Genomic DNA, 10,538 nt, shown 5'->3' with positions numbered 1-10,538 from the left:
TGTAGCAGCACAGCGCGGCCACCGAGATCCGGCGCCGGGAGCGTCCCCGGACCCGAACGACGGGCGTGTGTCCGCGCCGGCCCCAGGTGCGGGCGCGCGGCGGCGTCATCGCGAATCCTGCCTCGTCCTCGAAGACGACCCAGGCCCCGAGCGCCGCCGCGGTGCTTTTATCCGCGGCCACACCTCCTGCTTCCACAGCTCCACCGCGTGCTCGTCCCGCTCGAGTGCCCGGCGGGCCGGGGCCTGCCAGGACCAGCCGTGCCGCTTCAGCAACCGCCACACCGTCGCGATCGACAGTCGCATCCGGAACCGTCGACCGATCACCGCCTGGACCCGGACCAGGGTCCACCGCTGATCCTCGAACCCATGCGCGGCCGGCCCCTTGCCCAACTCCTTTTCAAGCTCGGCGAACTGGACCTCGGACAGCTTCGGCAGGCTCGCCGGACCCGCCGAGCGCAGGGCATCCGCACCGCCCTCACGCCAGGCCCGCCGCCACCGTTCGACCGACCGACCGCTGACCCGCAGATCCCGGGCGATCGCCGATGTCTTCTCGCCCGCCTCGAACCGGACCCCGGCCTCCAGCCGCACCTGTTCACGAAACGCCCGCCGCTCAGCGGTCAGGCCCCCACCCTGCGCGTACCGCATACCACCGGCATACCGCAGGGATCACTACCTGTCACCACCGACAACAGAACGAAAACCTCAGTAACCCACGCCACCGCGAGGCGCTGGAACCCCTCCAGCGCTGACGATCCCCCGGTCGCGTGACGCACCCGGAGGCTGTCGTCGGCGGGCGACGGCCGTCGGGCGCCCGGGCGGGCAGGCGTTCGTTCCGGCGTCAGGGGCGGCGGAGGAGGGCGGTGCCGGCGGCGGTCCCGATCCGGGCGGTGAAGAGGTCGGTGAACGCGGCGACGAACTCCTCCTCGGCGATGCGGCCGTGCGAAGCCCGTCTTCCGCCGTCCTCCTGCCTGCTTCTCCGCCGGTATCCGCGCTCCGGCCGGATCCGCATCCTCGCCTCCGACGTGCTGAGTGCCGCTGCACCGAGGAGGAGGGCGGCGCGCGGCGAGTCTGCGCGGCCCTGGCGGGGGTTGCGCGAGGGCTGTCCGGGTGGATCCGTAATCAGGGCGTGTACGATCGGCCGGCTCGGCGCATCCCTGAAGCGTGGACATCACCGAGCAGCAGGCCACCGGACCGGACGCCGCCCCGACGATCACGGCGAAGGAGCTGCTGGCCGGTGCCGCGGCCGCGGTCACGGTGACCGCCGTGGTGATCTGGTTCGCCGGTGGAGTTGTGCTCGCGGCCCGGATGCAGGCGAGCGGCTTCCGGTGGGGGCTGGTGCTGAGTCAGATGCCGGCCCAGGTGCTCCGGGAGATCGCCGTCTCGTGGGTTCTGCTCCCCGCTGCAGCCTTCGCGGTGGTCGGCTATCTCCTGTCGCACATGGTGGTTCCTTCCGGTTCCCGGGCGCGTCGTCGGTTCACGCTGGTGTTCCGTCGCTTTCCCCGGGGCGTCTTCGTGCTCCTGACCGTGCTGCTCGTGGTCCCGGGCATCGTCACCTGGTACTACTTCGGTTCTGCCATCCCCGAGTGGTGGCTGATCGCCCTGGCGGTCGCCGTCGTCATCGCCTACGCGATGATGCTCGGGGCGGCGCTGCAGAGGACGTGGCGCTTCCGGAAGGCCCACCGCGGTGTGTGGGCGGCCGCGGTCGCCGCTGCGACGATGCTCGCCGCTGTCCCGGGTGCGGTGGTTCTGGCCGCCAGCATGCCTCTCCAGAACGCCCGGGCCTGCGGGAGCGGCTACGAGCTGGACACCCTGTTCATCGGTGCCGCCAGCGACTGGATCTACCTGGGGGAGTACAGCTTCGACGCAAATGGCGGGAAGCTGCCGCCGCAGCTCGTCCTGGTTCCCACCAGCCGGGTCAATGCGCTGGGTGTGGCGAGGGGACTGGGCGCCGCAGACTGTCTGCCCACGACAGGGGAACTCGGGACCACCAGAGCGCGGTGAGCAACTGCGGGGATGTGCGCCGGGTGGCCGAAGGGGCCCGCCGTGTTTCGCGCGGTGCAGCGTCGCGTGTACGGGCCGCCGTCGCCGCCTCGGTCGCGCCCTGCTCCGGCGCGGCCCGTGAGGCCGGTGGGCCGGCTGTTTCCGGCCGTGCCGAGCCTTCGCCGAGGGTCAAGGGAACCCTAAAGCGGCCTTAAGTCATCGAGCCTGCGGAGATCGTCGCAGGTCAGGGCGGTTGTGTGGGTGCCGTGAACCTTGTCCGTGAGTCGGCTGGTGCATAGCATGTGGGCTCGCTGAGAGCGCTCTCGGGAGGGCGGGCCGCCTCCGGTGGCGCTCGTCTCGAACCCGGCCCCCTCGGGCTGCGCCGCACGCCGTCGAACACAGGCCCCCACGCCGAAGGGAAGTTCCTCGATGACTCCGCGCCACCACCGACCGCTCTCCCGCCGAAAGCTCCTCGCCGCCACCGCGGGCGCGGCCCTGTCCGTCGCCGCCGTGACCAGGTGGGTCGAGTCGAGCGCCGTTGCCTCCACGGCGGCCACGCTGCCACTGGACCTGGTCAACACCACGGGCAACGCGACCGTCTACGCCTACGTCCTGGGACGTGACCCCGCGGCCGGCGGCACCTGGGCCTTCATCCAGGCGGACGGCTCCACCCTGTACCACCCGCCGTCCCCCGCCAACGACCAGACGCCGCTGGGCGTCGACTGCGCCATCCCGCTCAAGGGCCCCGGCGCCGGCGCCCGCCAGATCACCCTGCCCCGGCTGGACAGCGGACGGATCTACTTCTCCGTCGGAGCCAGGCTCACCTTCCTGATGAACCGCGGCGGGGGCCTCGCCCTGCCCTCCGTCAGCAACCCCACCGACCCCAACGCGGGCGTCCGGCACGACTTCTGCGAATTCACCTACAACGCCGACCAGTTGTACGCCAACATCACCTTCGTCGACATGGTGGGCCTGCCCATCTCGTTCCGGCTGGAGACCGCCCAGGGCACCCAGGCGGTCCGTGGCCTCTCCGCCGACGGGCTGGCCCGGGTGGCCGCCGCGCTGCGCGCCCAGTCCGCCGCCGACGGCAGCGACTGGAGCCAGCTGATCGTCCAGAAGGACGGCACCGACCTGCGGATCCTCAGCCCCAACCTGGCGATCCGGGGCAACAGTTCACTGTTCGCGGGGTACTTCGACGACTACGTCGACCAGGTGTGGAACGCCTACCGCACCAAGGACTTGCGGATCGACACCCAGTTCACCTGGGGCGCCGTCACCGGCCGGGTGAACGGCGACACGCTGACCTTCGCCGGCGCCGGGAGCTTCGCCAAGCCCTCCACCCGGGCGATCTTCTCCTGCAGCGACGCACCGTTCACCACCGGCAACGACCTCATGGGCAACCTGAGCGCACGCCTGGCCGCCGCCTTCAACCGGACCACCCTGCTGGACAACCCCCACCAGCCGGACGGCGAGAACCCCGCCGCGTTCTACACCCGCGCCCGCACCAACCACTACGCCCGGATCCTGCACACCACCACCCCGGACGGGCTCGGCTACGCCTTCCCGTACGACGACGTGCACCCCGCCAACGTGGACTTCGAGGGCAAGGTCCAGTCCGGGAGCCCGACCCGGTTCACCATCACCGTCGGCGGTACCACCGGCGACCCGGGCCCCGGCGGCTCGCCCACCCCGACGGCCACCGCCACCGTCCCGCCCGGCGGCGGGACCGGTGCCTTCACCACCATCCAGGCCGAGGCGTTCACCGCCCAGTCGGGCGGCCGCGCCGAAGCCTGTGCCGACACCGGAGGCGGCAGCGACATGGGGTGGCTGGCGAACGGGGTCTGGCTGAAGTACGCGGCCGTCGACTTCGGTACGGCCGGGGCCACCCGCTTCAGCGCCCGCGTCGCCTCCGGCGCCGCCGCCGGGATCAGCGGCCTCGTCCAGGTCCGCCTCGGCAGTCCCACCGCCACACCGGTCGGCGGCTTCGCCGTCGCCGCCACCGGCGGCTGGCAGAGCTGGCGCACCGTCCCGGCCGACATCGCCCGGACGACCGGGGTCCACGACGTCTACCTGACCTTCGACAGCGGTCAGCCCGCCGACTTCGTCAACCTCAACTGGTTCACCTTCGCCTGACGGTCCGCCGGCCCGGGACCGGCCTCGACGGCGGTCCGGGCCGGACGTGGCGGGCCGGACCCGGCGGGCCGGAGTGGACAGGTGCGGACAGGAGTGGACAGTCACCGGCCCCGGTGGACCTGGAATGTGAACAGCGGTCGGGCCGAGGCTGTGCGTCATGAACCTCCAGCGCACAACGGCCGGCCGGGCGGCCCCCGGCCCCGGACCGGGGGCCGTGCTCGCGTCACTCGCGGCGGCCCAGTTCACCGTCATGCTCGCCACCTCGATCGTGAACGTGGCACTGCCGCAGATCCGCGCCGGGGTGGGCCTGTCCGACACCGGCACCACCTGGGTGGTCAACGCCTACGGCCTGGCGTTCGGGGCGCTGCTCCTGGCGGGCGGCCGGGCGGCCGACCTGCTCGGGCGCCGCCGGGTACTGATCGCGGGCCTCGCCCTGTTCGCGGTGGCGTCGGCCGCCGCCGGACTGGCCCCCTCCGCGGCCGTGATGATCACCGCCCGGGCCGTCCAGGGCCTCGGCGCCGCGGCCATCGCCCCGGCGGCGCTCGCCCTGGCGATGGACCAGTTCCCGACGGGCCCCGGGCGCGGCAAGGCGCTCGGCGTCTGGGGTGCGGTCTCCGGCGCGGGCGGGGCGGGCGGCGTCCTGCTGGGCGGTGTCCTCACCCAGGCGTGGGGCTGGCCCTGGATCTTCCACGCGGTCGCGCTCGGCTCGGCGCTGGTGCTGGCGGCGGTGGCGGTCCTCGTCCCGAAGCCGGCCGGCCGCCGGGCGGGCAGCTTCGACCTGGTGGGCACCGTCACGGTGACCCTCGCGCTGACCTGCCTGGTCTGGGGGCTGACCACCGCGCGTTCCGCGGGGTGGACGGACCCGTCGGTGCTCGGCGCCCTGGCTGCCGCCGCCGCGCTGCTGGTGGCCTTCGCCGTGATCGAGCGGCGCCGCACGGACGCGCTGATACCGCCGAGGCTGTTCGCCACCGGCCGGGTCGCCGCGGGCAACCTGCTGATGGCGCTGCTGGGCTCGGTGTGGATCGCGCTGTTCTTCTTCCTGCCGCTCTACCAGCAGCAGGTCCTCGGGGCCAGTGCCCTGGCCACCGGCGCCGGCCAACTCCCGCTCGCCGGGGCCAACATGCTCGGCGCCGCGCTCTCACCGCGGATCTCCCGGCGGATCGGCGCCACCGCCACCGTGACCGCGGCCCTGCTCACCGAGGCCGCCGGGCTGCTGTGGCTGTCCCGGATCTCCGTCGACGGGAGCTACCTGGCCGACATCCTCGGCCCGAGCATCCTGATCGGCCTCGGCCTGAGCACCGCGTTCGTCCAGCTCACCGCGCTCGCCGTGGACGGTGTCCCACCTCAGGACGCGGGCCTGGCCGGCGGACTGGTGAACACCACCCGCCAGGTCGGCGGCGCGATCGGCCTCGCCGCCCTGGCCACCCTGGCCGGGTCCGTCACCGCCCACGCACCGGCCCACCAGCCGCACCTGGCGGCACTCACCGCCGGCTACCGCACCGCGTTCGCCGTCTCGGCCGCGGTCCTGGTGGTCACCGCACTGCTCGCCCTGGTACTCACCCGCCGCGCCCGCCCCACCGCCCCGGGCACTCGGACCGCGGCCGCGGCGCCGGCCCCGCGGAGCCTGCCCGCCGAGACCGCACCCACCGATCCCACGCCCGCCCGCTGATCCGGACCCGCCCACCGGGCCACCCGATCCGTCCTCACCCCCACCACCCGTACCCGCAAGGACCGCGCATGCACACCATCGACACCGCCGCCCCCGTCGTCGTCCGGCTGACCACGCTGATCGACGCCCCGCTCGACACCGTGTGGTCGCTGCACACCGACATCGACAACTGGCCGGTTTGGAACGTCGACATCGACCAGGCCAAGCTCGCCGGCCCGTTGGCGGTCGGCAGCAGCTTCATCTGGCGCACCCACGGGCTGAGCATCACCTCCACCATCCGCGAACTCGTACCCGGACGGCGGATCGTCTGGGGCGGGACCGTCGAGGGCATCGTCGGCATCCACACCTGGACCTTCGAGCAGAGCGGCGACCGGGTCGCCGTCCACACCGAGGAGTCCTGGAGCGGCACCCCCGTCGAGGCCGCAGTGGAGGAACTGGCCACGGCCCTGCAGACCTCCCTGGAGAACTGGCTCGACTGCCTCAAGTCCCGCGCCGAGCAGACGCTCTGAGACCGCGGAGCACCGCTGCCCCACTCACGCACGCCAGACCCGCCTGATCAACCCCTACGATCCGAGGAACCGAACATGACCAGCAAGCCGTACCTGACCGGCCACTACACCCCCGTCGCCGACGAGATCACCGCCACCGCCCTCACCGTCGAGGGCACCCTGCCCCCGGAGCTGACCGGCCGGCTGATCCGCAACAGTCACAACCCCAAGCCCGGCGTCACCCCCACCCACTGGTTCAAGGGCAGCGGCATGGTCCACGGCATCCGGCTGCGTGACGGCCGCGCCGAGTGGTACCGCAACCGCTGGGTGCACACCCCGGCCCTCGACGGCGCACCGTACATGACCGAACACGGCCCCGACCTGACCGCCAGCACCGCCGGCACCCACGTCATCGAGCACGGCGGACGCCTGCTCGCCCTCTGCGAGGCCAACCTGCCGTTCGAGCTGACCCGGGACCTGGACACCGTCGGTGCCTACGACTTCGACGGCAAACTGCGGACCGCCATGACCGCGCACCCCAAGGCCGACCCGGTGACGGGGGAGCTGCACTTCTTCGGCTCGTCGCCGTTCCCGCCGTTCCTGACCTACCACGTCGCCGACGCCAAGGGGGAGCTGCTGTACAGCGCCGACGTCCCGGGCGCGACCGCCTCCCTGAAGCACGACTTCGCCATCACCCGCCACCACGTGGTCTTCATCGAGGGCAGCGTCACCTTCGACCCGAACGAGCACTCCGGCATCCCGTACGGCTGGAGCGACCGCCAGCCGTCCCGGATCGGCGTGATGCCGCGCGGCGAGGGCGGCGCGGCCAAGGTCCGCTGGTTCTCCATCGAGCCCGGCAACATGCTGCACACCTCCAACGCGTACGAGGACGGCCAGGGCCGGATCGTACTGGAGGGCCCCACCGTGGACCAGGAGGGGTTCCGGCTGTCCTGGAACTGGTGGGTCGGCGCGCCCGGCCGCGGCACCGAGCCCAACACCCGTTCCTACACGCGGCGCTGGGTGATCGACCCGGCGGCCGGGACCGTCGACGAGCAGATCATCGACGACCTGGCGGTGGAGTTCCCGACCCTCAACGAGGACTACCTGGGCGCCGAGAACCGCTACCAGTACGCGGTCTCCTTCCCGGACCAGGAGGGCTTCGGCGGCTACGGCGTGGTCAAGTACGACCGCACCACCGGCGCCCGCCGCATCCACCAGATCGGCGACGCCCGGCTGCCCAGCGAGGCGGTGTTCGTCCCGGCGGCCGGCGCCGTCAACGAGGACGACGGCTACCTGCTCACGGTCGTCTCCGACCTCAAGCAGGACGCCTCGCAGCTGCTGGTCCTGAACGCCTCCGGCCTCGACCGGGTCGCCACCGTCCACCTGCCCCGCCGCGTCACCGCCGGCATCCACGGCTCGTGGATCCCCGACTCGGCCCTGGACGGCAGCGACAGCTGACCCACCCCGTCCCCCGACACCGTCCCCGGGCGCGGCACCCCGCCGCCCCGGGGACTTCGCGTTGCCCGCGGGCAGTTCCCCCCGCCCGCCGGTACCGGCGCGGCGGGGTCAGCAGGTGCCGGGCGGGGTGGCGGGCAGGTGCCGTTCGGCCCAGGTGCGCAGTTCGGTCATGGCGGGGCCGAGCGCGCAGCCGGACTCGGTGAGCTGGTAGCGGACCCGCAGCGGCGGGCCCTCGTCGACCTCGCGCAGCACCAGACCGGCCTCGGCGAGTTCGGCGAGCCGGTCGGAGAGCATGCGCTCGCTGATGCCCGGGATGGCGCGGCGAAGCTCGGCGAAGTGGGCCGGCCCGTCGCCGAGGACGGCCACCACCAGGCCCGTCCAGCGTTTGCCGAGCAGGGCGAAGACACGGGTGATGCCGAGGTCCACCCCGGTACAGGCCGTGTGGGTCTGTGGTGCTGCTTCCTGCGCCATGCCACCAGACTACTGCCCCTCCGCTAGTGGCTTATTAAAAGTAAGCTGCTACTGTAATGACAGCTGCGCACCAAGCTGCAGTTACTACCGAAAGGGAGGCATGCTATGCCCACGCTGCTGCACATCGACTCGTCCGCACTGACCGAGGGCTCCGTCTCCCGCGAGGTCTCCGCGACCTTCCGCGCCGAGTGGCTGGCCCAGAACCCCGACGGCACGGTCGTCTACCGGGACCTCGCGGCCGAGAACGTCCCGCACCTGGACGCCGCCGGCATCACCGCGGGCTTCGTCCCCGCCGAGCACCGCAGCCCCGAGCAGCAGGCCGCGTACGAGCTGCGCGAGCGCCTGATGGCCGAGCTGGAGCAGGCCGACGCCGTCGTCATCGGCACCCCGATGTACAACTTCACCATCCCCTCCAGCCTCAAGGCGTGGCTGGACCAGGTGATCCTGATGGGCCGCACCGCCGGCGAGCGGCCCTCCGCGGCCGGCACCCCGGTCACCGTGGTCTCCGCCCGCGGCGGCTCGTACGGCCCGGGCAGCCCGCGCGAGAGCTTCGAGTTCGTCACCACCTACCTGGAGAAGGTGCTCTCCGGCATGCTCGGCCTGGAGGTCGACTTCGTGGTGCCGGAGTTCACGCTCGCCCGGGTCAACCCCGCGCTGGCCGACTTCATCGAGACCGCCGACGCCTCCAAGGCCAAGGCGCACGAGGACGCCGCGGCCAAGGCCAAGGCCGTCAGCGCCCGCCTCGCCGCCTGAGCACCCCGCCCGGGGCCGGTCGTCCCGGCCCCGGCGGCTCCGGGTCCGGCCGGCCCGGTCAGTCCCGGTAGACGGTGCCCGGCGGTGGCACCCGGCCGGTGACCAGGTAGGCGTCGATGGCGTCCCTGGTACGGCTGGCGCCCTGGGCCAGGTAGCTGGTGTGGCCGTCGCCCTCCCGGGTCACCAGCGCGCTGGAGGGCAGGCCACGGTGCATCCGGACCGCCCACGGGTACGCCGTCGAGGGATCGTGGGTGGCGTTGGTGATCAGGATCGGCGGCGCCTGCGGGGCGCCGTACGGCCGTGGCGGGTTGGTCACCGGCGCCGGCCAGCCGACGCACCCGGCCAGGATGGTCCAGGACTGGGACGCGCCGCCGAACCGGGGCGCCACCGTGCGCCCGAGCCGCTGCAGCCGCCGCAGGTCGTCCAGGGTCCGGACCGGGGTCGGCCAGTCCTGGCACTCGATCGCGATCGCGCTGCCGTTGGCCTCGTCGTCGGCCGGGCCGGCGGCGACGGACTGGGAGAACGCCGAGGCGTCGCCGTTCTGCGCCTGCCGCAGCGCGAGGGCGAGGTCACCGCGGCGGGACGGGAACAGCAGCAGGCCCTGCAGGTCGAGCCGGAGGTCCTCACCGGTCACCGACGTCCGGCAGCCGCCCGCCCCGGCACACCCCGGCGCCGGGATCGGCATACGGTCGGCGGCGGCCACCAGGCCGTCGAACAGCTGCCCCACGTCGGTGTCGTGCAGGGCACAGGAGTCGTCCCGGGCGCACCAGTCCGCGAACCGGGTGAAGGAGTCCTCGTACGCGCGGGCCTCGTCGGTCAGCAGCGAGGTCAGGGACAGCGAGTGGTCGAGCGCGCCGTCCAGCGCCAGGGTCCGGATCCGGTCCGGGAACAGGCCGGCGTACGTCGCGCCGAGCTGGGAACCGTAGGACAGGCCCAGGTAGTTCAGCTTCCCCTGGCCGAGCGCCTGCCGCAGGGCCTCGAGGTCGCGGGCGGCGCTGACGGTGTCGAGGTGGTCCAGCAGGGGGCCGGTGAGACGGCGGCAGCTCTCGCCGAGGTCCCGGTTGCGGGTGACCAGGCGCTCGAAACCGGCCTCGTCCACCGGGAACAGCGAGACCTGACGGTTGAGCGGCTCCGGGTCGCAGTGGACCGCGCTGCTGAGTCCGACACCGCGCGGGTCCAGGCCGATCAGGTCGAAGTTCTCCCGGGTCGCGGCCGAGAACAGGTGCATCCCGAGGGACTCCGCGTACACGGCTCGGGTGCCCGAGCCGCCGGGGCCGCCGGGGTCGAAGAACAGGCTGCCGACGGGGTGCCCGCCGGTCGCCCGGAGCCGGTCCACGGTGACCGTGGCCGTCGCGCCGCCGGGGTGCGCGTAGTCCACCGGCACCTGGATCGAAGCGCACTGGAGCTCCGCCGGCGAACCGGGGAACGGGCACGCCGTCCAGCTCAGCGGCGGCGCCGGACGGCCGGCGGCCGTGACGGCGCCGGCGGTGGCCGCCTCCGGTGACCCGGCGGCGGTCGCGGTGGTCGGCGCCAGGATCGCCGCGACCAGCGCCGCCGCCGTGACGAGGCGCCGGGTGCGGGCCGCG

10 protein-coding genes and 1 pseudogene are annotated in these 10,538 nt (G+C 73.2%); 6 read left to right on the top strand and 5 right to left on the bottom strand.

The window, feature by feature from the left end:
• From AA75_RS53005 to AA75_RS50395, 3 genes and pseudogenes are all read right to left on the bottom strand, one after another.
• A pseudogene (locus AA75_RS53005) lies at window positions 1-181 on the bottom strand (IS630 family transposase); the annotation flags it as partial.
• A complete protein-coding gene (locus tag AA75_RS39065) occupies window positions 106-645 on the bottom strand; it encodes a winged helix-turn-helix domain-containing protein (protein ID WP_033825212.1) in 540 nt (179 codons plus the stop codon). The gene AA75_RS39065 and the pseudogene AA75_RS53005, both read right to left, overlap by 76 nt.
• A 193-nt stretch (window positions 646-838) precedes the next feature.
• Complete coding sequence (locus AA75_RS50395) at window positions 839-1,009, bottom strand: hypothetical protein (protein WP_158515646.1); 171 nt, start codon at window positions 1,007-1,009, stop codon at window positions 839-841.
• A gap of 152 nt (window positions 1,010-1,161) precedes the next feature.
• Here AA75_RS50395 and AA75_RS39060 point away from each other — a divergent pair, with 152 nt between their 5' ends.
• The 5 genes from AA75_RS39060 to AA75_RS39040 all read left to right on the top strand — a co-directional run bounded on the left by AA75_RS39060 (window position 1,162) and on the right by AA75_RS39040 (window position 7,728).
• Window positions 1,162-2,001: a hypothetical protein gene (locus tag AA75_RS39060; protein ID WP_033825211.1), complete on the top strand. Its 840-nt coding sequence runs from the start codon at window positions 1,162-1,164 to the stop codon at window positions 1,999-2,001.
• Between the two features lie 408 nt (window positions 2,002-2,409).
• Window positions 2,410-4,113, top strand: a complete 1,704-nt coding sequence (locus tag AA75_RS39055; RefSeq protein ID WP_033825210.1) for a beta-1,3-glucanase family protein — start codon at window positions 2,410-2,412, stop codon at window positions 4,111-4,113.
• A gap of 157 nt (window positions 4,114-4,270) precedes the next feature.
• Window positions 4,271-5,782, top strand: a complete 1,512-nt coding sequence (locus tag AA75_RS39050; RefSeq protein ID WP_051814173.1) for an MFS transporter — start codon at window positions 4,271-4,273, stop codon at window positions 5,780-5,782.
• 68 nt (window positions 5,783-5,850) lie between these two features.
• A complete protein-coding gene (locus AA75_RS39045) occupies window positions 5,851-6,291 on the top strand; it encodes an SRPBCC family protein (protein ID WP_033825209.1) in 441 nt (146 codons plus the stop codon).
• A 75-nt stretch (window positions 6,292-6,366) separates the two neighbouring features.
• A complete protein-coding gene (locus AA75_RS39040; RefSeq protein WP_033825208.1) occupies window positions 6,367-7,728 on the top strand; it encodes a carotenoid oxygenase family protein in 1,362 nt (453 codons plus the stop codon).
• A 108-nt stretch (window positions 7,729-7,836) separates the two neighbouring features.
• Here AA75_RS39040 and AA75_RS39035 read toward each other — a convergent pair whose 3' ends face one another.
• Entirely contained in the window at window positions 7,837-8,199 is a 363-nt protein-coding gene (locus AA75_RS39035; protein WP_033825207.1) for a helix-turn-helix domain-containing protein, read from the bottom strand.
• Between the two features lie 105 nt (window positions 8,200-8,304).
• Here AA75_RS39035 and AA75_RS39030 point away from each other — a divergent pair, with 105 nt between their 5' ends.
• Window positions 8,305-8,952: an FMN-dependent NADH-azoreductase gene (locus tag AA75_RS39030; RefSeq protein ID WP_033825206.1), complete on the top strand. Its 648-nt coding sequence runs from the start codon at window positions 8,305-8,307 to the stop codon at window positions 8,950-8,952.
• 58 nt (window positions 8,953-9,010) lie between these two features.
• Here the strand turns inward: AA75_RS39030 and AA75_RS39025 are convergent.
• Window positions 9,011-10,538, bottom strand: a 1,528-nt coding sequence (locus AA75_RS39025; RefSeq protein WP_051814172.1) for an alpha/beta hydrolase, incomplete at its 5' end; no start/stop codon positions are given.

Origin of the sequence: Kitasatospora sp. MBT63, from assembly GCF_000710465.2 — a bacterium.
GTDB lineage: Bacteria > Actinomycetota > Actinomycetes > Streptomycetales > Streptomycetaceae > Kitasatospora.
The sequence above is the reverse complement of the archived record's forward strand: the minus strand, read 5'-3'. Positions and strand labels throughout refer to the sequence as shown.